19 protein-coding genes and 1 pseudogene are annotated in these 20,702 nt (G+C 71.2%); 12 read left to right on the top strand and 8 right to left on the bottom strand.

Annotated elements, in window-relative coordinates; translation table 11 throughout:
- The first annotated feature begins 461 nt into the window (after positions 1 to 461).
- The 8 genes from ACIHAR_RS38850 (at position 462) to ACIHAR_RS38815 (ending at position 10,604) form a co-directional block, all read left to right on the top strand.
- Positions 462 to 1,691: an amidohydrolase gene (locus ACIHAR_RS38850; protein ID WP_365470670.1), complete on the top strand. Its 1,230-nt coding sequence runs from the start codon at positions 462 to 464 to the stop codon at positions 1,689 to 1,691.
- 537 nt (positions 1,692 to 2,228) lie between these two features.
- Positions 2,229 to 3,257 carry a BMP family protein gene (locus ACIHAR_RS38845; RefSeq protein WP_400023953.1) on the top strand — a complete coding sequence of 343 codons (1,029 nt, stop codon included), beginning with the start codon at positions 2,229 to 2,231 and terminating at the stop codon, positions 3,255 to 3,257.
- A gap of 230 nt (positions 3,258 to 3,487) precedes the next feature.
- Entirely contained in the window at positions 3,488 to 4,540 is a 1,053-nt protein-coding gene (locus ACIHAR_RS38840) for a BMP family protein (protein WP_400023951.1), read from the top strand.
- Positions 4,541 to 4,775: 235 nt separating this feature from the next.
- Complete coding sequence (locus tag ACIHAR_RS38835) at positions 4,776 to 6,431, top strand: ABC transporter ATP-binding protein (RefSeq protein WP_365470685.1); 1,656 nt, start codon at positions 4,776 to 4,778, stop codon at positions 6,429 to 6,431.
- Positions 6,428 to 7,552 (top strand): ABC transporter permease, encoded by a 1,125-nt coding sequence (locus ACIHAR_RS38830; RefSeq protein ID WP_365470662.1) that lies wholly within the window; start codon positions 6,428 to 6,430, stop codon positions 7,550 to 7,552. Before ACIHAR_RS38835 ends, ACIHAR_RS38830 begins: the two co-directional genes overlap by 4 nt.
- Positions 7,552 to 8,814: an ABC transporter permease gene (locus ACIHAR_RS38825; RefSeq protein WP_365470659.1), complete on the top strand. Its 1,263-nt coding sequence runs from the start codon at positions 7,552 to 7,554 to the stop codon at positions 8,812 to 8,814. Before ACIHAR_RS38830 ends, ACIHAR_RS38825 begins: the two co-directional genes overlap by 1 nt.
- Positions 8,811 to 9,218, top strand: a complete 408-nt coding sequence (locus tag ACIHAR_RS38820; protein ID WP_365470656.1) for a cytidine deaminase — start codon at positions 8,811 to 8,813, stop codon at positions 9,216 to 9,218. The genes ACIHAR_RS38825 and ACIHAR_RS38820 overlap by 4 nt, the downstream gene beginning before the upstream one ends.
- Before the next feature lie 102 nt (positions 9,219 to 9,320).
- The gene (locus ACIHAR_RS38815; protein WP_400023949.1) at positions 9,321 to 10,604 is read left to right on the top strand and encodes a thymidine phosphorylase; all 1,284 of its coding nucleotides are present in this window, start codon (positions 9,321 to 9,323) and stop codon (positions 10,602 to 10,604) included.
- A 166-nt stretch (positions 10,605 to 10,770) separates the two neighbouring features.
- Here ACIHAR_RS38815 and ACIHAR_RS38810 read toward each other — a convergent pair whose 3' ends face one another.
- Together ACIHAR_RS38810 and ACIHAR_RS38805 are read right to left on the bottom strand one after the other, a co-directional pair.
- Positions 10,771 to 11,946, bottom strand: a complete 1,176-nt coding sequence (locus tag ACIHAR_RS38810; RefSeq protein ID WP_400023947.1) for a GDSL-type esterase/lipase family protein — start codon at positions 11,944 to 11,946, stop codon at positions 10,771 to 10,773.
- A gap of 129 nt (positions 11,947 to 12,075) precedes the next feature.
- Entirely contained in the window at positions 12,076 to 12,678 is a 603-nt protein-coding gene (locus ACIHAR_RS38805) for a TetR/AcrR family transcriptional regulator (RefSeq protein ID WP_400023946.1), read from the bottom strand.
- Positions 12,679 to 12,768: 90 nt separating this feature from the next.
- Between ACIHAR_RS38805 and ACIHAR_RS38800 the strand changes: the two genes are divergently transcribed.
- Positions 12,769 to 13,155, top strand: coding sequence for an STAS domain-containing protein (locus ACIHAR_RS38800; protein WP_365470645.1), 387 nt, complete (start codon positions 12,769 to 12,771; stop codon positions 13,153 to 13,155).
- Here the strand turns inward: ACIHAR_RS38800 and ACIHAR_RS38795 are convergent.
- The 3 genes and pseudogenes from ACIHAR_RS38795 to ACIHAR_RS38785 form a co-directional block, all read right to left on the bottom strand.
- Complete coding sequence (locus ACIHAR_RS38795; RefSeq protein WP_400023943.1) at positions 13,039 to 14,055, bottom strand: sigma-70 family RNA polymerase sigma factor; 1,017 nt, start codon at positions 14,053 to 14,055, stop codon at positions 13,039 to 13,041. The two genes, ACIHAR_RS38800 and ACIHAR_RS38795, sit on opposite strands and share 117 nt — an antisense overlap.
- A gap of 109 nt (positions 14,056 to 14,164) precedes the next feature.
- Positions 14,165 to 14,428 (bottom strand): annotated as a pseudogene (locus ACIHAR_RS38790) (DNA polymerase III subunit beta); the annotation flags it as partial.
- Positions 14,429 to 14,471: 43 nt separating this feature from the next.
- The gene (locus ACIHAR_RS38785) at positions 14,472 to 15,758 is read right to left on the bottom strand and encodes an MFS transporter (protein WP_365470636.1); all 1,287 of its coding nucleotides are present in this window, start codon (positions 15,756 to 15,758) and stop codon (positions 14,472 to 14,474) included.
- 63 nt (positions 15,759 to 15,821) lie between these two features.
- On the opposite strand from ACIHAR_RS38785, the gene ACIHAR_RS38780 reads away from it, so the two are divergent.
- On the top strand, positions 15,822 to 16,772 hold the full coding sequence (locus ACIHAR_RS38780) for a LysR substrate-binding domain-containing protein (RefSeq protein WP_365470633.1): 951 nt from the start codon (positions 15,822 to 15,824) through the stop codon (positions 16,770 to 16,772).
- A 247-nt stretch (positions 16,773 to 17,019) separates the two neighbouring features.
- On the opposite strand, the gene ACIHAR_RS38775 is transcribed toward ACIHAR_RS38780, so the two are convergent.
- The gene (locus ACIHAR_RS38775) at positions 17,020 to 17,781 is read right to left on the bottom strand and encodes an alpha/beta hydrolase (protein WP_400023942.1); all 762 of its coding nucleotides are present in this window, start codon (positions 17,779 to 17,781) and stop codon (positions 17,020 to 17,022) included.
- 112 nt (positions 17,782 to 17,893) lie between these two features.
- Between ACIHAR_RS38775 and ACIHAR_RS38770 the strand changes: the two genes are divergently transcribed.
- Together ACIHAR_RS38770 and ACIHAR_RS38765 are read left to right on the top strand one after the other, a co-directional pair.
- Entirely contained in the window at positions 17,894 to 19,057 is a 1,164-nt protein-coding gene (locus ACIHAR_RS38770) for an adenosine deaminase (protein WP_365470627.1), read from the top strand.
- 135 nt (positions 19,058 to 19,192) lie between these two features.
- Complete coding sequence (locus tag ACIHAR_RS38765; protein ID WP_365470624.1) at positions 19,193 to 19,549, top strand: ATP-binding protein; 357 nt, start codon at positions 19,193 to 19,195, stop codon at positions 19,547 to 19,549.
- A gap of 105 nt (positions 19,550 to 19,654) precedes the next feature.
- Here the strand turns inward: ACIHAR_RS38765 and ACIHAR_RS38760 are convergent, their stop codons facing one another.
- Together ACIHAR_RS38760 and ACIHAR_RS38755 are read right to left on the bottom strand one after the other, a co-directional pair.
- A complete protein-coding gene (locus ACIHAR_RS38760; RefSeq protein ID WP_365470621.1) occupies positions 19,655 to 19,858 on the bottom strand; it encodes a PspC domain-containing protein in 204 nt (67 codons plus the stop codon).
- 95 nt (positions 19,859 to 19,953) lie between these two features.
- Complete coding sequence (locus ACIHAR_RS38755) at positions 19,954 to 20,541, bottom strand: VanZ family protein (protein ID WP_365470618.1); 588 nt, start codon at positions 20,539 to 20,541, stop codon at positions 19,954 to 19,956.
- Between the last annotated feature and the right edge of the window lie 161 nt (positions 20,542 to 20,702).

Raw genomic sequence — 20,702 nt, 5'->3', positions numbered from 1 at the left:
CCCCCCCCCCCCCCCCCCCCCCCCCCCCCCCCCCCCCCCCCCCCCCCCCCCCCCCCCCCCCCCCGACCCACCCACCCCCCGCAGGCGCCCCCCGCGAGCCGCCGCAGGCCGCCGCAGGCACCCGCAAACACCCACCCATCCCCCCAACGGCCGAACCACCCGAAGCCAGGCCGCCGCGCCCCTCGTCACGGCCCCACCGCGCCCGCCCGGCTCCCGGACAGGCCTTCCGGTAAGTGGACGGGTCGGCGTGTTTCCCCTGCGTCGTGGTATCCGTGGAGGGAGGAAAAAGTGGGATGGGAAGGATTTCATGATCCACTCGGGCGAAGCCGGCCGAGTTTACCCATCCCGAACGACAGCCATGCGCCGCGCGGCCAACTTTTCTTCCCCGAATGGGTTGAACTTTTGTTGATCGGGTCAGTTGACCGCCTCGGCGTCCTACCCTTCAGAGGGTGAAGCAACTGATGTCCCGAGAGTCCGAGGCCGATACCGCCGGGGATGCCGTGCTCCCCGGCACTCTTCCGGAGTCCCTGCGCGCCGAGCTCGTCGCCTTCCGCCGCGACCTGCACATGCACCCCGAGCTGGGCAACCAGGAGTTCCGTACGACCGCAGCGATCAAGGAGCGCCTGGAACAGGCGGGATTGAAGCCGCGCGTACTCTCCGGCGGGACCGGACTCATCTGTGACATCGGCGACTGGGCGGACGGCGTCCCCGTCCTCGCGATGCGCGCCGACATCGACGCGCTGCCCATCCCGGACACGAAGGCCGACTGCGCCTACCGCTCCACGGTGCCCGACCGCGCCCACGCCTGCGGCCACGACGTGCACACCACCGTCGTCCTCGGCGCCGGCCTCGTCCTCGCCGACCTGCACCGCGAGGGCCTGCTCCCGCGCCCGGTCCGGCTGATCTTCCAGCCCGCCGAGGAGGTGCTGCCGGGCGGTGCCGCGGACGCCATCGAGGACGGCGCGCTGGACAACGTCGGCCGGATCATCGCCGTGCACTGCGACCCCCGCGTCGACGCCGGCCTGATCGGTCTGCGGGCGGGCGCCATCACCTCCGCCTGCGACCGCCTGGAGATCGCTCTCGACGGGCCCGGCGGCCACACGGCCCGCCCTCACCTGACCACGGACCTGGTCACCGCCGCCGCCCGGGTCGTCACCGACGTGCCCGCGCTCGTCGGCCGCCGGGTCGACACCCGCGCCGGACTCGCGGTGACCTGGGGACGGATCGACTGCGGCCACGCCCCGAACGTCATCCCGCAGCACGCCGAGCTGTCGGGCACGGTCCGCTGCCTGGACATCGACGCCTGGCGGCAGGCACCCGACCTGGTCGTCGCCGCGATCGACGAGGTCGCCAACCTGCACCGCGCCAAGTCGGAGATCAACTACGTCCGCGGCGTCCCGCCGGTCGTCAACGACGCCGAGGTCACCGACCTGCTCCGGGAGGCGATGGTCGCCCGCGGCGGGGAGGACTCCGTCGAGGGCACCGTGCAGAGCCTCGGCGGCGAGGACTTCTCCTGGTACCTGGAGCGCGTGCCCGGCGCCATGGCCCGCCTGGGCGTCCGCACGCCCGGCGAGCGCACGGTGAGGGACCTGCACCAGGGCGACTTCGACGCCGACGAGCGCGCGATCAAGGTCGGTGTGGAACTGTTCACCGCCGCAGCACTGCTGGACGCGGCAACACGAGCGGCGTAACCACCACACCACCGACCACCCCGAGCCCCGTACCCCGCACCACCGACCACCCCGCGCCCCGCACCGCCGACCACCCGGCACCACCGCGCCGAGCGCCCGCACCAACCACCCCCCACGCACCCCCCACGCACCATCCCCCCACGCGCCACCCCCCATGCACCACCGCCCCCACGCACAACCCTCCAAGAACCACCCCCACGTCACCCGCCAGCACCACCCCGCACCACCCCCGACCCCACCGGACGAAGGGCAGCCCATAAGGCCCCCTTCGTCCCTCCACGTCACCCGCCCGTAACCGCCGCCCCCCGGTTGTCACGCCCGGTCGGCACGAATCGATAACGGCCCGGAGAAACCCCGTTCCCCTCCCCTTCTACGCGCGTTACTGTGCGCCGAAATCGCCAGCCGGACCGGCTTGTTGGGGGAGCCGTGCCGGAGGTGCACCATTGGGGACATGCGGGCCGGTCGACGGCGCCGTGGGGATGAAGGGTTGCAGCTGTGCGTCTGATATCTCGGAGGACCAGACTTTCCCAGGCGGCGGTGACCGTCGCGGTCGTCGCGCTCGCGGCCGCCGGCTGCGGCGAGTCCAGCACCGGCTCGAAGAGCGGTGGCAAGGAGTCCGGCAAGTACTCCGGCAAGGGCATCGGTCTCGCGTACGACATCGGCGGCAGGGGCGACCAGTCGTTCAACGACGCCGCCTACGCCGGCTTCCAGAAGGCCGACAAGGAATTCAAGATGGGCGGCCGGGACGTCGAGCCGCAGGACGGCGAGTCGGACGCGGACAAGGTCCAGCGCCTGACGCAGCTCGCCCAGGCCGGCTACAACCCGGTGATCGGCGTCGGCTACATCTACGCGGGCGCCGTCAAGGAGGTCGCCGCGAAGTTCCCGGACACCACCTTCGGGATCATCGACGACGAGACCGTCCAGGCGAAGAACGTCGCCGACATGGTCTTCCACGAGGAGCAGGCCTCCTACCTGGCCGGCGTCGCCGCCGCCAAGGCCTCCAAGAAGGGTTACATCGGCTTCATCGGCGGCGTGGACATCCCGCTGATCCACAAGTTCGAGGCCGGTTACGTCCAGGGCGCCAAGTCGGTCAACCCGACCATCAAGATCGAGTCGCAGTACCTGACGGAGACCCCCCAGGAGGGCGGCTTCTCCAGCCCCGACAAGGGCAAGGCGGGGGCGAGCGGACAGATCGACGCCGGCGCAGACGTCATCTACCACGCGGCCGGCCTCTCCGGACAGGGCGTGATCTCGGAGGCCGCCGCCAAGAAGGTGTGGGCCATCGGCGTCGACTCCGACCAGTACAGCCAGAGCTCGCTGGCCGCGTACAAGGACTACATCCTCGGCTCCGCGCTGAAGAACGTCGGCGGCGCGGTCTACGACCTGGCGAAGTCCGTTTACGAGGGCAAGCCCCTGTCCGGTGTGGTGCGCGGCAGCCTCTCCAACGACGGCGTCGGCTTCGCCGACTCCAACCCCAAGTACAAGGCCATGGCCGACGTCGTCGCCGCCGTGAACGCGGCCAAGCAGGACATCATCGACGGCAAGGTGAAGGTCAACACCAAGTAACGCCCCTCACAGGCCCCGGCCGGGTCTCTCCACGGCCTTTCCGGCGTCCTCCCAGCCCAGCGCCCCTTGCCATCCGCGAGGGGCGCTTTGCTGTCCGTACTCTGGAAGGCGACTGCGGCCACAGCTCGATAACGGACCGGACAGAAGGGTTTTTCCGTCAGGTCTACGCGCGTTACGCTGCGGCGGAACCAGCGCCTGGTATGGGCGCTTGCACAAAGGAGTCTCGTTCCATGCGCCGGGTGTCCCGTATCGCGGTTGCGGGTGTTGCGACCGCAGCCCTTGCCGTCACCGTTTCCGCTTGCGGAAGCTCGTCCAAGTCGTCCTCCTCGTCCGCCGGCGAGGACAAGAACCTGGGCCTCGCGCTCGCGTACGACATCGGCGGCAAGGGCGACCAGTCCTTCAACGACGCCGCCACCGCGGGCATGGAGAAGGCCGACAAGGAGTTCGGCTTCAAGTCCACCGCGGTCGAGCCGCAGGACGGCGAGTCCGACGCGGACAAGGTGCAGCGCCTGGAGAGCCTCGCCAAGCAGGGCTACAACCCGGTGATCGGCGTCGGCTTCGCCTACGCGCCGGCCGTCAAGGAGGCCGCGGCCAAGTTCCCGAAGACCACCTTCGGCATCGTCGACGACGAGCAGACCAAGGCCGACAACGTCGCCGACCTCGTCTTCTCCGAGGAGCAGGCCTCCTACCTGGCCGGCGTCGCCGCCGCCAAGGCCACCAAGTCCAACGTGGTGGGCTTCATCGGCGGTGTGGACGTCCCCCTGATCCACAAGTTCGGCGCCGGCTTCAAGCAGGGCGTCGAGGACACCAAGAAGGGCGTCACGGTCAAGGAGCAGTACCTGACCGAGACCGCCGCCGAGGGTGGCTTCTCCAGCCCGGACAAGGGCGAGAGCGCCGCCGAGGGTCAGATCGACGCCGGTGCGGACGTCGTCTACGCCGCCGCCGGTCTGTCCGGCCAGGGCGTCATCAAGGCCGCCAGCGCCAACAAGATCTGGGCGATCGGTGTCGACTCCGACCAGTACAAGCAGGACGCGCTGAAGGCGTACAAGGCCTCGATCCTGACCTCCGCCATGAAGAACGTCGAGGGCGCGGTCTTCGAGCTGGCCAAGTCCGTCGAGGAGGGCAAGCCGCAGTCGGGTGTCATCCGCGGCAGCCTCTCCAACGGTGGCGTGAGCCTGTCGAACTCCAACCCGGCCTTCGCCGGCAACAAGGAGATCCAGGACGCGGTCAACAAGGCCGCGGAAGGCATCAAGAACGGCACCATCAAGGTGAAGACCTCCTGACCGGAGTGTCGTAGGCCTGCCGGGACCTGTCGAAGGCATGGCCAAAAGAGCGCTGTGATGACAGCGTTACGACCTCGGAACGGGGCACGGGAAGGATGACCTCCCCGCGCCCCGTTCGCGCGGCAGAATGCTCGGAACGGATCGACGGTTCAATCACGATCGATCATGTCCGGGCACTATTTAAAGCAGGGGCGCTACGCGCGTAGAGCGGCCCCTTTCCCGAGGAGAGTGCGCCATCGACGCGTCCAGCAGCCCTCCGCTCACCGCCCAGTCGACAGTCGCGGTAGAGCTCGCGGGCATCACCAAGCGATTCCCCGGTGTCGTCGCCAACCACGACATCCACCTGACCGTCCGCAAGGGCACCGTGCACGCCCTCGTCGGCGAGAACGGCGCCGGCAAGTCGACCCTGATGAAGATCCTCTACGGCATGCAGAGGCCGGACGAGGGCACCATCGCGGTCGACGGCGAGCAGGTGAGCTTCTCCAGTCCCGCCGACGCCATCGCACGCGGCATCGGCATGGTCCACCAGCACTTCATGCTCGCGGACAACCTGACCGTCCTGGAGAACGTGGTCCTCGGCAGCGAGAAGCTCTACGGCATCGGCGGCGGCGCCCGCAAGAAGATCAGGGAGATCTCCGAGCGCTACGGCCTCGGCGTGCGCCCCGACGCCCTGATCGAGGACCTCGGAGTCGCCGACCGTCAGCGCGTGGAGATCCTCAAGGTCCTCTACCGGGGCGCCCGGACCCTCATCCTCGACGAGCCGACCGCCGTGCTCGTCCCGCAGGAGGTCGACGCGCTCTTCGACAACCTGCGCGAGCTGAAGTCCGAGGGCCTGTCCGTCATCTTCATCTCCCACAAGCTGGGTGAGGTGCTGTCCGTCGCCGACGACATCACCGTCATCCGGCGCGGCACCACCGTCGGCACGGCGGTCCCCTCCGAGACCACCCCGCGCCAGCTCGCCGAGATGATGGTCGGCAGCGAACTGCCCACCCCGGAGACCGCGGAGTCCACGGTCACCGACCGTCCCGTCATCCAGGTCAAGGGCCTCACCGTCTACGCCAGCGGCGGCGCCTCCCTCGGGTGGGAGGACGAGCCCGCAGCCGAGGGGCTCACCGAGTTCGCGGGCGCCGGCGAGGTCAAGCGCGTCCTCGACGACGTCAGCTTCACCATCCACGCCGGCGAGGTCATGGGCATCGCCGGTGTCGAGGGCAACGGCCAGACCGAGCTGATCGACGCGCTGATCGGCACCAAGCACGCCGACTCCGGCACCATCGCCTTCCTCGGCGAGGACATCACCCCCTGGCCCACCCGCAAGCGCCGCGAGTCCGGCGTCGGCTACATCCCCGAGGACCGCCACCGCCAGGGCCTGCTCCTGGAGGCCCCCCTCTGGGAGAACCGCATCCTCGGCCACGTCACCGAGGTCCCCAACGCCAAGGGCTTCTGGCTCAACCCGAAGGGCGCCCAGGCCGACACCCGCCGGATCGTCGAGGAGTACGACGTCCGCACCCCCGGCATCGACGTCACCGCCGCCTCCCTCTCCGGCGGCAACCAGCAGAAGCTGATCGTCGGCCGCGAGATGAGCCACGACCCGAAGTTCCTGATCGCCGCCCACCCCACCCGCGGTGTGGACGTCGGCGCTCAGGCGCAGATCTGGGACCGCATCCGCGAGGCCCGCCGCGAGGGCCTGGCCGTGCTGCTGATCTCCGCCGACCTGGACGAGCTCATCGGCCTGTCGGACACCCTCCGGGTGATCTACGACGGCAGGCTGGTCGCCGACGCCGACCCCGCGACCATCACCCCCGAGGAGCTCGGTTCAGCCATGACCGGCGCCGCGTCCGGGCACCTCGAGCACGTCGAAGAAGAAGCCGCCCCGGAGGACGAGGCCCGATGAAGAAGTTCGACAAGGAGCGCCTGCTCCTCGCGGTGGCCGGCCCGGTCATCGCGCTCGTCGCGGCGATCCTGCTGACCTCGGTCGTGCTGATCGCCTCCGGCAAGAACCCGTTCGAGCCGTACGGCCTGATGCTGGAGCAGATCCCCTACTCCGACGTCCAGGTCCTGATCATCAACCAGGCCTCGCTGTACTACATCGCCGCCCTCGCGGTCGCCCTCGGCTTCCGCATGAACCTGTTCAACATCGGCGTCGACGGCCAGTACCGCCTCGCCGCGATGATGGTCGCGGTGGTCGGCGCGCACGTGGCGCTCCCGTCCTTCCTCCAGGTCCCGCTGCTGCTGCTGGTCGGCGCGCTCACCGGCGCGTTCTGGGCGGGCATCGCGGGCATCCTGAAGGTCACCCGGGGCGTCAGCGAGGTCGTCGCGACGATCATGCTCAACGCGATCGCCACCAGCCTCATCGGCTACCTCACCCTCCGCGACAACTTCGGCGTCCTGGTCGGCGACAACGTCACGACCGGCGAGATGAAGGAATCCGGCTGGGTGCCCGGCATCGACCTGGGCGAGGACGTCGGCGAGATCTACGGCCTGGTCTTCCTCGCCGTCGCGCTCGGCATCGGCTACTGGATCGTCCTCAACCGCACCCGCTTCGGCTTCGACCTGCGCGCCACCGGCGAGTCGGAGACGGCCGCCGCCGCCTCCGGCGTCAACGCCAAGCGCATGGTCCTCACCGCGATGCTGATCTCCGGCGCGGTCGCCGGCCTCTCCGGCCTGCCGCTGCTGCTCGGCGACGCCCACACCTACAGCCTCAGCTTCCCCGCCGGCCTCGGCTTCACCGCCATCGGCATCGCCCTGCTCGGCCGCAACAACCCGGGCGGCATCGCCCTCGCCGCCCTGCTGTGGGCCTTCCTGGAGAAGACCTCCCCGGCCCTCGACTACGCCACCCCGGTGGCGTACGAGAAGGAGATCGCGACGATCATGCAGGGCCTGATCGTCTTCGCGGTCGTCATCTCCTACGAGTTCGTGCGCCAGTGGGGTCTGCGCCGCCAGCAGAAGCGGGTCGGCGCCGAGCTCGCCGCCCAGGCCGCCAACAACAACGCCAAGAAGGAGGTGGCGGCCTGATGTCCACCGCGACCATCGCCAAGCCGCAGGCGAAGCAGCCCGGCAAGGGCGGCCGCCGCATGTCTCTCCCGGTACTCCTGCTGGTCATCGCGGGCGTGCTGGTCCTCACCTCGGTCGTCCGCCTGATCAGCGGCGCGGACGGCATCACCTCGACCGGACAGATGTCCACCGCCCTGCGCCTGGCCGTCCCGATCGGCCTGGCCGGCCTCGGCGGTCTGTGGGCCGAGCGCGCGGGCGTCGTCAACATCGGCCTCGAGGGCATGATGATCCTCGGCACCTGGTTCGGCGCCTGGGCCGGCTACCAGTGGGGCCCGTGGACCGGTGTCGTCTTCGGCATCATCGGCGGCGCGCTCGGCGCCGTCCTGCACGCCATCGCCACCGTGACCTTCAACGTCAACCACATCGTCTCCGGTGTGGCCCTGAACATCCTGGCGCTGGGCACCACCCGCTACCTGTCGAAGTTCACCTTCGAGGACGCCCCGCAGGGCTCCTCCAAGCAGTCCCCGCCGATCGACTCGCTCGGCACCTTCGACATCCCCGGCCTGTCCAGTTGGCTGGAGACCCTCAACGACAAGCACTGGTTCCTGGTCTCCGACCTCGCCGGCCTGATCGGCGGCCTGGTCACCAACCTCTCGCCGCTCACCGTCATCGCGATCGCCCTCGTCCCGGCCACCTGGTACGTGCTGTGGCGCACCGCGTTCGGCCTGCGCCTGCGCTCCTGCGGTGAGAACCCGGTCGCGGCCGAGTCCCTCGGTGTGAACGTCTACAAGTACAAGTACATGGCCGTGATCATCTCGGGTGGCTTCGCCGGCCTCGGCGGCGCCTTCCTCTCGATCGTCGCGTCCAACGTGTACCTGGACGGCCAGACCGCGGGCCGTGGCTACATCGGCCTCGCCGCGATGATCTTCGGCAACTGGAGGCCGGGCGGCCTCGCCCTCGGCGCGGGCCTGTTCGGCTACACCGACAGCCTCAACCTGCGCGGCGGCACCACCAACGTCCACGCGCTGATCCTGCTGCTGGCGATCCTGCTGGTGTTCGGCGCGGCCTACCTGGCCTGGAAGAAGAAGTACGTCAGCGCCGTCGTCACCGTGCTGGTCTCGGCCCTGATGTTCGTCTGGTACGCCAGCGTGGACGAGGTCCCGCGTCAGGTCGTCTCCGCCGCCCCGTACATCGTCACCCTGCTGGTGCTCTCCCTGTCGGCCCAACGCCTGCGCATGCCCAAGGCGGACGGTCTGCCGTACCGGAAGGGACAAGGCAAGTGACCCCGGCCGCGGCCGACCCCGCGGTCGACTGGGACAAGCTGCGCGAGGCGGCCCGCGAGGCCATGGCCCACGCGTACGCCCCCTACTCGGGCTACCCGGTCGGGGTCGCGGCCCTCGTCGACGACGGGCGTACGGTCTCCGGCTGCAACGTCGAGAACGCCTCCTACGGACTCGGCCTGTGCGCCGAGTGCGGGCTGGTCTCGGAGCTGCAGCGCACCGGCGGCGGGCGTCTCACCCACTTCACGTGCGTGGACGGCCGGGGCGAGATCCTCGTCCCGTGCGGCCGCTGCCGCCAGCTGCTGTACGAGTTCGGCGGCCCGGAGCTGCTGCTGGAGACGCCGGAGGGAATCCTGCCCCTGGCTCGGATGCTCCCGCAGGCCTTCGGCCCGGACCACCTCAGGTAACTCCCGCGCGGCCCCTCCGACCCGCTTGACCGGGGCGGAGGGGCCGCGCGCTTTCTGGAATCCCCTCTTCTGGAATGTCTTCTGCACCTCGGAAGGAACCCCATGGCCATGGACGCCATCTCCGTCATCCGCACCAAGCGGGACCGCGGTGAGCTCAGCGACGAGCAGATCGACTGGGTCATCGACGCGTACACCCGCGGCGAGGTCGCCGACGAGCAGATGTCCTCGCTCGCCATGGCGATCCTGCTCAACGGCATGAACCGCAGGGAGATCGCCCGCTGGACGGCCGCGATGATCGCCTCCGGCGAGCGCATGGACTTCTCGTCCCTGTCCCGCCCGACCGCCGACAAGCACTCCACGGGCGGCGTCGGCGACAAGATCACCCTCCCGCTGGCCCCCCTGGTCGCGGCCTGCGGCGCGGCCGTCCCGCAGCTGTCGGGCCGAGGCCTCGGCCACACCGGCGGCACCCTCGACAAGCTGGAGTCCATCCCCGGCTGGCGCGCGCTGCTCTCCAACGAGGAGATGCTGCACGTGCTGGACACGACCGGCGCGGTGATCTGCGCGGCGGGCGACGGCCTCGCCCCCGCCGACAAGAAGCTCTACGCCCTGCGCGACGTGACGGGAACCGTCGAGGCCATCCCGCTCATCGCCTCCTCGATCATGTCGAAGAAGATCGCCGAGGGCACCGGCTCGCTGGTCCTGGACGTCAAGGTCGGCACCGGCGCCTTCATGAAGACCATCGAGGACGCGCGCGAGCTGGCGTCCACGATGGTGGGCCTCGGCACCGACCACGGCGTGCGGACGGTCGCCCTGCTGACCGACATGTCGACCCCGCTGGGCCTGACGGCGGGCAACGCCCTCGAGGTCCGCGAGTCGGTGGAGGTCCTGGCCGGCGGCGGTCCCTCGGACGTCGTCGAGCTGACGATCGCGCTCGCCCGCGAGATGCTCGACGCGGCCGGAGTGAAGGACGCCGACCCGGCGAAGGCCCTCGCCGACGGCTCCGCGATGGACGTCTGGCGCCGCATGATCGCGGCCCAGGGCGGCGACCCGGACGCGCCCCTGCCCACGTCGAAGGAGCAGCACGAGGTGCACGCCCCCTCCTCGGGGGTCCTGACCCGCCTCGACGCCTACGACATCGGCATCGCCGCCTGGCGCCTGGGCGCCGGCCGCGCCCGCAAGGAGGACCCGGTGCAGGCCGCGGCGGGCGTCGAACTGCACGCCAAGCCCGGCGACACGGTGACCGCGGGCCAGCCGCTGCTGACCCTGCACACCGACACCCCGGAGCGCTTCGCGTACGCGCTCGAGGCGGTGGAGGGCTCGTACGACATCGCCGCGCCGGGTACGGCGTACGAGGCGTCGCCGGTGGTCCTGGAGCGCATCGCCTGAGCTCCCGGCACATCGGAGGCGGGCGCTGGTGCCTGCCTCGGACCAGCCCGTCCGGCGCTTGAGGACGAGGCCCGTTCAGGGCCGACGGGGGTGCGGGGCGGCAGCCCCGGGGACGGGACGGGAAGGGGCGGCGGGGGCGAGGAGACCGCACCGGCCGCCCCCGGCGTCACCCGAAGACGCCCCCCTCCGCGAAAGCCAGCGCAGCGAACCGCTCACCCATCCGCCGATGGGCAGCCGCGTCCGGGTGGAGCTGATCCGGCAGGGGCAGCTCCCCTACGTCGCCCTCCCCGTACAGCTCCCGCCCGTCGAGGTAGTGCAGATGCGCGTCCTCGGCGGCCCGCTGGGCGACGATCCGGGCCAGCTCGGCCCGGATGACCCGCAGGGTCAGCTTGCCGCCCGCGACCTCCGCCGGATCGCCCATCGGCACGAAGCGCAGCTTCCCCCTGCCGAGATCGCCGGCGTCCGGCGCGCTGGGCCCGGGCGTGTCCTCGTGCATCGGGCACAGGATGGGCGAGACGACCAGCAGGGGTGTGGTGGGGTGGCCCTCGCGGATGGTGTCCAGGAATCCGTGGACGGCCGGCCCGAAGGCGCGCAGCCGCATCAGATCGGCGTTGACCAGATTGATGCCGATCTTCACGCTGATCAGATCGGCGGGTGTGTCCCGCACGACGCGGGCCGTGAACGGGTCGAGCAGGGCGCTGCCGCCCAGGCCCAGGTTGATCAGCTCCACGCCGCCGAGGGACGCGGCGAGGGCCGGCCAGATGGCGGTGGGGCTCGCGGCGTCGGAGCCGTGGCTGATGGAGCTGCCGTGGTGCAGCCAGATCCTGCGGGCGGGGTCGGCCGGTGCCGGTTCGACGGGGGCATCGGCGCGCAGGGCGACGAGTTCGGTGGTCTCGTTGTGCGGCAGCCAGATCTCGATGGTCTTGCCGCCTTCGGGCAGGTCCGTGAAGCGGAGGGTGCCGGGAGTTCCTGGCCGGTGCTCGACGGTGCCCTTGGTCATGTCGATGGTGAGGGTGTGGCCGGCGGTCACGCTGCCCTGTCCGGTCAGGCGCCCGTCGATCACCAGGTCGTAGAGGCCGTCCGGGCGGGGCGGGGCGCCCACGTAGGCGCGTTTCGTGGGAAGCGTGTCCAGTTCGACGGTGGTGGCGCGGGAGCGGAACGCCAGGCGGACCCCGGAGGGCTGTGACTCCGCCATGGCGAGCTGGCCGTCGGCGCACTGGGCACGGGCCCTGGCGGGCAGGCGGTGCGGCAGGACGCCGTGCTCGGTGCGTTCCACTTCCAGGCAGCCGCGCAGGAGGTCGGCGGTGAGGGGGGTGGTGATCAGGTGGTCGTCGGGATGCATGGGCTCGGCCTCCGGTCGGCGGTCGTGGCTGGGGTGGCGCCGCGGGGTCGGGGCAGCGGTGGTGCGTCGAGCCCGTCGCCGGTCGGGCGTACTGCTGTCCTCTGCCCCGTGGAACCCCGGTGTACGGCGCTAGGCGACGGGGTGTGACGCACCGCCGCTGGCGCCCGTCTCGGGCCATTTGCGCAGGAGGCTGTCGAGGGCGTTCAGGATGCTCGACCAGCTCTCCTGGGAGTCGGGGGCGCTGTGGCTGAAGCCGCCGGCCAGTTCGAGGCTGGTGTAGCCGTGGAAGAAGCTGCCCAGGAGGCGGACGGCATGGGTCTGGTCGGGCTCGGTGAGGTCGTAGCCGCGCAGGATCGCCCTGGTCATCTGGGAGTGGCGTGCGCCGGCGCTCGCCGCGGCCGCTTCCGGGTCGAGTCTGAACCGGGCGGCGGCGTAGCGGCCGGGGTGTTCGCGGGCGTAGTCGCGGTAGACGTTCGCCAGGGCGGTCAGGGCGTCCTTGCCGGCGCGGCCGGCCAGGGCGGCGGATCCGCGGTCGGCCAGCTCCTCGAGCGCGAGCAGGGCGATGCGGGTCTTGAGGTCCCGTGAGCTTCTGAGGTGCGAGTACAGGCTCGCGACCTTGACGTCGAACCGGCGGGCCAGGGCGGTGACGGTCACCTGGTCGAAGCCGACCTCGTCGGCCAGTTCGGCTCCGGCCTCGGCGAGGCGTTCGGGGGTCAGCCCTGCGCGTCCCATGGGGTCTCCAGTGTCGGGTTACTGGGGACGAGTATGCGTTTGCCTAAATGGTCTAGGCAAACAGTTGTGAGGGTTAGGCGCTGTCCGACGATGAGTTACCCGGGCGGGTGCGGTCTACCGCACGTGGATGCGACGACACCGCCCGTGCTGGGCCTGTACGGACCCGTCACCCGGAGTCAGGTGACGGGGCTGTGCGACGACGTACGCGCCTTGCTGGAAGCGAGCCGGGCGGGGGTGGTGGTGTGCGATGTCGCCCGGCTCGGGCCGCCGGGCCTCATGACCGTCGATCTGCTGGCGCGGCTGCAACTGGCCGCACGGCGCGCCGGGGGACGCGTACGCCTGCGCGGACCCGACCCCGCCCTACGCGCCCTGCTCGACCTCGTGGGGCTCCGCTTCGAGGTGGAGGGGGAGGCCGAAGAGGGGGAACCAGCGCTGGGTGTCGAGGAAGAAGTGGAACCCGGTGAGGCCGCCGTCTGAGATCTCCAGGACCTGGATCGCCCACGGCGTGAACCCGCCGGCCTCGGGGTCCGGCTTGTACTGGGCGAAGCCCGGCAGGCCGTTGACCTGAACCGGCAGCAGGCGGGAACCCGCGCAGGCGGAGCCGACCGTGGTCATGAACCCGGCGATGTCCGCATGACCCGTCAGCCACAGGTCGAACGGCGGCATCGTCATGACCGCGTCCTCGTGGAGCAGCGCCGTCAGCGCCGACATGTCGTACCCCTCGAAGGCGGCCACATAGCGCTCCAGGAGCTTCTGCTGCTCCTCGTCCAGGGGGTCGGACACCGCCGCGTCGGCGGCCTTGTCCTGCTGCTCGGCGAGGGTGGCGCGGGCCCGCTGGAGCGCGCTGTTGACCGAGGCGACCGAGGTGCCCAGCAGCTCGGCGACCTCGCTCGCCTTCCACGCCAGCACCTCGCGCAGGATCAGCACCGCACGCTGCTTGGGCGGGAGCCGCTGCAGGGCGGCCATGAACGCGAGCCGCACCGACTCCTTGGCGACGGCCGCCTCGGCGGGGTCCTCGACGGTCGGCAGCACACGCGCGTCCGGCATCGGCTCCAGCCAGGTGTTGTCGGGGCGGGGGGAGAGGGCCGCCTGGGCCAGCGGGGTGGACTCGGACAGGTCCATGGGGCGGGCGCGCTTGTTGCCCGCCGTCAGCATGTCCAGGCACACGTTCGTCGCGATGCGGTAGAGCCATGAGCGCAGGCTGGAACGGCCCTCGAACTTGTCGTAGCTCTTCCAGGCCCGCACCATCGTGTCCTGCACCGCGTCCTCGGCCTCGAAGGAGGAGCCGAGCATCCGGTAGCAGTACCCCGTCAGCTCGACCCGGTGCTTCTCCAGCCTGACGTCGAGGTCTTCCACCGTCGCCGTACCGTCGGTCATCGTCGTCCACCCACCCCTGCGGCCGTTCTGTCACGCGCCTGTGCGCCCAGTACTTCGGAAGCTACAGCAGCCCACTGACAATGGCCCGCCGAGTCGCCGAAGGCGCAGGTCAGACGAGCTGCTTCACGGACATGAGGAGGTGCCGGTGGGTCTCCGGCGAGTGCGCCGCGGCGAGCAGGGCCCGCCGGCCCGTCCCCAGCAGCTCCAGCCGCAGCCCAGGCGCCTCGAAGGAGGTCAGCGCGTCCAGCAGGTACGCCGGATCGAAGGCCACCGTCACCTCGTCGGCGCCGCTCAGCACGGCCGGCAGCCGCTGCGCGGCCACGTCGTCCCCGAAGCCGGCCCGCAGCAGGACGGAGTCCGCCGAGAAACTGACAACCGGCCCTGAACAGGGGGTGATGCCGGGGGTAGCGGCGGTGTCAGTGCGCGGCCACCGGCTCCCGCCGCGCCGCGATCCGCGCCGCCCGCGTACCGAACACCGTGATCGTCACGACGCCGAGCACCGCCAGGACGCCCACCCCGACCGTGCCGGCCCAGCCGCCCGCGTGGAAGGCCACGGCGCCTGCCGTGCTGCCCGCGCTGGAGCCGATGTAGTACGCGGACTGGTAGAGGGCCGAGGCCTGCGCGCGCCCCGTGGTCGCCGTCTTGCTGACCGCCGAGGACGCCACCGCGTGGCCCGCGAAGAAGCCCGACGTGATCAGGACGAGGCCCAGCAGGACCAGGGGGAGGGAGTCCGCCAGGGAGAGCAGCAGACCCGTCGCGGTGGTGCCGCCGGCCAGGTAGAGCGCCCCGCGCCGGCCCAGCCGGCCGACCAGCCGGCCCGCCGTCGACGCCGACACTGTGCCGACCAGGTACACCAGGAAGATCGAGCCGACGATGCCCTGCGGGAGCGAGAACGGCTCCTCCGTCAGCCGGTAGCCGATCACCGTGTACACGCCGCCGAAGACCGTCATGAACAGCGCGCCGATCGCGTACAGGCGGCACAGCAGCGGGTTGGCGAGGTGGTCGCGGACCGTGCGGGCCAGGACGCGGGGGCGCAGCGAACCCGGCGTGAAGTGCTTCGGCGCCGGCAGCAGCAGGCGGAACGCCACCGCGCATGCCACGGCGACCGCGCCGATCACACCGACGGCGACCCGCCAGCCCCATTCCTGCGCGACCCAGCCGGTGATGACCCGGCCGCTCATGCCGCCGACGCTGTTGCCCGCCACGAACAGACCGATCGCCGTGACCAGCGCCCTCGGGCGGACCTCCTCCGCCAGGTAGGCGGTGGCCGAGGCGGGCAGGCCGGCCAGGGCCGCGCCCTGCAGACCCCGCAGCACGACCAGCGCGCCCAGCGACGGGGCGAAGGGGACCAGCAGCCCGAGGGTCACCGCCACGGCCAGCGAGGCCGTCATCACCGCACGGCGGCCGTAGCGCTCCGACAGGGCGCTCATCGGCAGGACGAACAGCGCCAGCCCGCCGGTCGCCGCGGCCACCGTCCAGCTCGCCTCGCTCGCCGCGACCCCGAACTCCCCGGAGATCAACGGCAGCAGCGCCTGGGTGGAGTAGAGGAGGGCGAAGGTCGCCACGCCGGCCAGGAAGAGGGCGAGGCTCATCCGGCGGTAGCCGGGACCGCCCGGGGTCATACGCGAGTCGGAGACGGGGGAGGAGGGAACGGTCGTGACGGCGCCCACGGTGGTGGACGCCCCGGTACTGGCGGGAGACATGCCTCGAACCTACGGACGCACCCGCTCATCCGTCCAATGCATGGAATCGCCATAATCGTTCCCATGGCGCATCAGCAGAGGTCACAGGGTCACCTGTCACCGTCCAGTGACACAGACGACATGGCGATGTTGCTCGCCCCGAGGCTCGCCTACTTCGCCGGCGTCGCCCGCACCGAGCACGTCACCCGGGCCGCGCAGGAGATGCAGGTCCCCCAGTCCACCCTCTCCCGGGCCCTGGTCCGCCTCGAGCAGGACCTGGGAGTCGACCTGTTCGCCCGCCGCGGCCGGACCGTCTCCCTCACCCCCGCCGGACGCACCTTCCTCACCTCCGTCGAACGCGCCCTCGCCGAGATCGAGCGCGCCGCCGACGAGGTGCGCGCCGACGCCGACGCGGCCACCGGCAAGGTCGCCTTCGGCTTCCTGCACACCATGGGCGCCGAGACGGTCCCCGGCCTGATCCACGCCTTCCGCGCCGACCACCCCCGCGTCCGCTTCAGCCTCGTCCAGAACTACGGCGAGGCCATGCTGGAGCGGCTGCGGGCCGGCGAACTCGACCTCTGCCTGACCTCGCCGGTCCCCGATGCACCCGACCTCGTCGCCCGCCGCCTCGACGAGCAGAAACTGCGCCTCGTCGTCCCCGCGGACCACCGCCTCGCCGCCCGCAGGCGCGTCCGCCTCGCCGAGGCCGCCGACGAGGCCTTCGTGACCCTGGAACCCGGCTACGGCCTGCGCCGTATCACCGACGACCTCTGCCAGGAGGCCGGCTTCCGCCCCCGCGTCGCCTTCGAGGGCGAGGAGGCGGAGACACTGCGGGGCCTGGTGGCGGCGGGACTGGGAGTCGCGCTGCTCCCGCCGCCCGCCGTGCCCCGCCCCGGGGTGGTGGAGCTGACGGTGACGGCCCCGAGAGCCGTACGGGAGATCGGCGTGGCCTGGCTGGACGGCCACCCGGACACTCCGCCGGTGGCGGCCTTCAAGAAGTTCCTGCTGTCGAGAAGGGGCAACCTGCTGGCCTGAACGCCGGGGGCCGGGGCTGTGGCGCCCGTCGAACAGCCGACCCGCCCCAGGGCGCGGGCCGTACCGACATGCGGCCCCGCCGCGTGGGCGCCCGGCAACCACCCACGACGGGCGGCCCGGCGACGACAGAGAGCCTGAGCTGCGTCACCGCCTCGACGACGAAAGGCGGCGCGACGACGAGAGCACCCGGCGGCGTCACCGCCTCGACGACGACAGGCAGTCCGACGACCTCAGCAGCCCGACGGCGTCACCGTCTCAACGACTTACCGAACCCCGCGGCCAACGGCATCCTCAACCCCAGCGGCGGAGGCGCCGCCAAGGCGTCCCGCACGGGTCGCGAGAAGCCCTGCCCGAACATCACCCCCCGCACGAAGTCCTCGGACAGACACAGGACTTCCGCCCGGTACTGGTGCAGACCGTGACCGTCGGCGTGCACTTCGAACCGGCACACCTCCCGGTTGACCTTCTTCGCCCGCGCCGCCAGCCGGAACGACAGTTCGGGATCGGTGCGTTCGTCGTTCGTGCCGTGCACGATCAGCACCTGCCGGCCCACCAACTGCTTCACCGGTTCGGGTGGCGCCGCCACGTCCTCCTCCGGCAGCCACGGGGCGATCGCCAGCACCGAGTTGACGGCCTCGTGACCGCCCGCGTGCAGCGCGGCCCGCCCGCCCATTCCGACGCCGGCCAGGCACACGGGGACGTCTCCGTAGCGTCGCACCACCTCGTCGGCGGCCCAGGAGGCGTCGGCCGCCAGATGGGCCTGGCTGCCGTTCCAGCCGCGGTACCGGTAGTGCACGACGTGGACGGCCAGACCGTCCTGCCGTCCCGCGCGCGCGAGTTTGCGTCCGAGGGCGCGGACCGGGCCGTTCGCCCACAGGGCCGACGGTCTGCGCTCGGAGACCTCGTCGCCGCCCGGGAGCAGCAGCACCACGCCGCTCACCGTCTCCGGCTCCGGGCCGATCGCCTTCCCCAGCCTGGCCGTCCGCACCGGCGTCGCTTGCTGTCCCATGACAGAACAGTGTCAGAAGGGGCGGTGTACTCCACCCGTCCGTGCGGTCACCGTTACATATCGGCGGAGTTGTACACCTGCCGTCTACGCGCGTAGGAGTTAGAGTGCGGAGATGACGAGCCAGAGCATCCAGACGGGCGTCACCCCGAGTTCGGACCAGATCCGCCGGGCGCCCAAGGTTCTGCTGCACGACCACCTCGACGGCGGGCTGCGCCCCGGCACGATCGTCGACCTCGCCCGGGAGACCGGGTACTCCCGCCTCCCCGAGGCCGATCCCGACAAGCTCGGCGTCTGGTTCCGGGAGGCCGCCGACTCCGGATCCCTCGAACGGTACTTGGAGACCTTCTCGCACACCGTCGGCGTCATGCAGACGCGGGAGGCGCTGGTGCGGGTCGCCCGCGAGTGCGCCGAGGACCTCGCCGAGGACGGTGTCGTCTACGCCGAGGTCCGTTACGCTCCCGAGCAGCACCTGGAGGGCGGGCTGAGCCTCGAGCAGGTCGTCGAGGCCGTCAACGAGGGCTTCCGGCAGGGCGAACGGCTCGCCCGCGGCGGCGGGCACCGGATCCGCGTGGGCGCTCTCCTCACCGCCATGCGGCACGCCGCCCGCGCCTTGGAGATCGCCGAACTCGCCAACCGCTACCGGGACCTCGGGGTCGTCGGCTTCGACATCGCCGGCGCCGAGGCCGGCTACCCGCCCACCCGGCACCTCGACGCCTTCGAGTACCTCAAGCGCGAGAACAACCACTTCACCATCCACGCCGGCGAGGCCTTCGGGCTGCCGTCCATCTGGCAGGCCCTGCAGTGGTGCGGCGCCGACCGCCTCGGACACGGCGTGCGGATCATCGACGACATCGAGGTCGCCGAGGACGGCACGGTGAAGCTCGGGCGGCTCGCCTCGTACGTCCGGGACAAGCGCATCCCCCTGGAGATGTGCCCCAGCTCCAACCTCCAGACGGGGGCGGCCGCCTCTTACGCCGAGCACCCGATCGGACTGCTGCGCCGGCTGCACTTCCGGGCCACGGTCAACACCGACAACCGGTTGATGTCCGGTACCAGCATGAGCCGGGAATTCGAGCACCTTGTCGACGCGTTCGGTTATACGCTCGACGATCTCCAGTGGTTCTCGGTCAATGCTATGAAGTCAGCATTCATTCCTTTCGATGAACGACTGGCCATGATCAATGACGTGATCAAGCCCGGTTATGCGGAGTTGAAGTCCGAATGGCTGTTCCAGCAGACCGCTTCCACCAGCAGGTCCGTGGCCGAGGAAGGGTGAACGGCAGGTAATTCTGGCTGCTGGAAGCGGGTGGGCCTTCACTTTCTGTCCGCATTTCGATGTTTGCGGCGGACGCCTTTCCGTGTTTACGGTCGTGGACCGCTCAGTTCCCCGTATTCGAGGACGACATTCATCATGAAGCAGTCTGCTGCCAAGACCCTCGGCGTCGCCGCCCTCGGCGCCGCCTTCGCCGCCGCCGGCGCGGGCGCCGCCAACGCCGCCCCGGCCGTTCCGGACGCCACCCAGGCGCTGGGCGGCATCACCAAGACGTTGCCGGTGGAGAAAGTCGGCCAGGCGGTGCCGGGCACCGGTCAGGCGCTGGAGCAGGCCCAGCCGGCGCTCGATGCGGGCCTGACCGCTGTGCAGCCGGCCGCCGAGCAGGCGCTCGCCCAGGGTCCGACCAAGCCGGCCGCCGGCCTGCTCGGGGGGCTGCCGGTCGGTGAGGGGCTGCCCACGCACGGGGTGCCGGTGAACGGGATCCCGCTGGGCTGAGTCCGGGCGTGCGTTCGCGCCGTTGGGTGCATCCGGGTTGTCCGGGTGCGCCCAACGGCTTTTTCGTGCCTGGCCGGAGACGCCGTGGGGGGGGGCCTGGCGGTGCTACCAGGCTGTGCGGGCCTTGTCCTCGGAGGGCAGGAAGATCCACAGCGCTATGTAGAGCAGGAACTGCGGGCCCGGCAGCAGGCAGGACAGCAGGAAGATCACGCGCATCGTCGTCGCGGAGGTGCCGAAGCGACGGGCCAGCGCGGCGCACACTCCGCCGATCATGCGGCCGTGGGTGGGGCGGGCGAGGCTGCTGGACATCTGCGGCTCCTTCGTGAGCGTCGGTCCGAGGCGGCCTCCGATGGCTGCCTCGTCTGTCTTCCACGCTACGGAGACGAAGGGGGCGAATCGTCGCTCTACGGGGCGATCCCGACCCTGGGAATCGTCGGGGTTCTACCCTGAGGCGGTTCCTGAGCCGGATCCCGGGCCGGATCGTGGGCCGGTCCCTGGCCGGCCTCCGCGCGGTGGTCGCGGCCCTCGGTGCGGTGGCGCAGGTAGGCGCGGGCCGCCGGGACCACCGCTGTGTGGGCCAGTGCGACGCCCGCGGTGTTCAGCAGGACCGAGTCGACGTCGACGACCTGTCCGGGTACGCCGGTCTGCAGCAGCTCTATGGCCAGGGACAGCAGGGCGCCCACCGTGGCCGTACGGACCAGGGAGGCGAGCGGTGAGGGATGGAGTCTGCCGTGCGCCAGGGGGAGGAGGACGCCCAGGGGGGCCAGGAGGGCGAGGCCCTCGCCGATGCGGCGTGCCGCCTGCGACGCGCCCAGTTGCAGGTCGGCGCGGATGCCTGCGAAGGGGTGCAGGTTGGCGGGCATCACCCAGGGAACGTCGAGGGGGCGCAGCGTGAACCAGGCTACGAACACCAGGTGTGCGACCAGGAGAACACTTCCGGTCGCACGGATGCGGATCGCGGCGCTGCCGCCGATGGAGCCTTGACGCTGCACGTCCCCCTAGACGCGGGGGTCGGTCGGATCGGTTCCGGGTGGGGTGGGGAGGTCTGCGCCACACATCGGGGGGTGGGTGGGTCGGGGGGGGGGGGGGGGGGGGGGGGGGGGGGGGGGGGGGGGGGGGGGGGGGGGGGGGGGGGGGGGGGGGGGGGGGGGGG

It is taken from the genome of Streptomyces sp. NPDC052016, assembly GCF_044548445.1.
GTDB lineage: Bacteria > Actinomycetota > Actinomycetes > Streptomycetales > Streptomycetaceae > Streptomyces.
Note: the sequence above shows the minus strand (reverse complement) of the source record. Positions and strands in the feature narration are given on the sequence as shown.